General features: G+C 70.6%; 1 protein-coding gene. It reads right to left on the minus strand.

Annotation, left to right across the window (positions count from 1 at the left end):
* On the minus strand, nucleotides 1–898 hold an 898-nt coding region (locus tag ACYQ1K_RS27905; protein WP_459986892.1), incomplete at both ends, for a transposase.

The raw sequence follows: 898 nt of genomic DNA on the forward strand, positions 1-898 counted from the left end.
GTGGAGCCGAAGCCGGACGGGGTGTTCGTGACCGTCGTGGGAGGGGTAGCGTCGGTGCTGCGGGCTCGGGCTGTGGCTGTTCCGAAGAGCCGATGACCGGGGTGTGGAGGTCGGCCACGCTGGACTTTGCAGTCGTCCCCGAGTGCCCTCCCGGGCCCGCCTCGGCTGCCCCATTGTGGGCGGCCCGGTCCACGGCGGCTTGGTCGGCGTCGGCGCGGAGTTGGCGGTAGACCAGGTCGGAGAGGCGTCGCTTGAGGCAGCGCAGTGATTCCTTGCCGGTCTTGGCCTCGTGCAGCTTGCGGCGGTAGTAGCGGCGTCCTTCACTGTCTTGCCGGATCTGGGTGATCGCGGCGACGTAGAGGACGTGGTTCATCCGTCGGTTCCCGGCCCGGGACAGGCGGTGTCGGGTGTGGTCGCCGGAGGAGGCGTCCAGGGGAGCGGTCCCGGTCCAGGACGCGAAGTGGGCGCGGTCGGGGAAGCGGGCGATGTCGCCGACATCGGCCAGGATCCGGGCGGCTCCGGCCGGCCCGATTCCGTGCAGGTCCATCAGGTGGGATCCTCGCGCCAGCACGGCGGCCTTGAGCTCGTGCTGCATCGCCTTCAGCTTGCGATCGACGCGGACCAGGTCGGCCAGCTCTTCGGCGGCCATCCGCCGCGTCGTCTTGCCGACCAGGGTCCGCGGCCGCACCCCTGCCAGCAGTTTCTGGGCCTTGGTGGCGGTCAGATTCTTCGGGGCACCGCCGGGGATGAGCTCGGCGAAGAGCCGGTGCAACCGGTTCACGGTCTGGATCCGGAGCGCGGAGAGCTCGTCACGGCGATCGGCCAGCAGCCGCAGCGCGACCAGCTCCTCGTCGAAGGTCAACACGTTCAGCTTCGGGCTGCGCAGTGCCGCCGCGGC

Source organism: Nocardioides sp. AN3, from assembly GCF_054653495.1.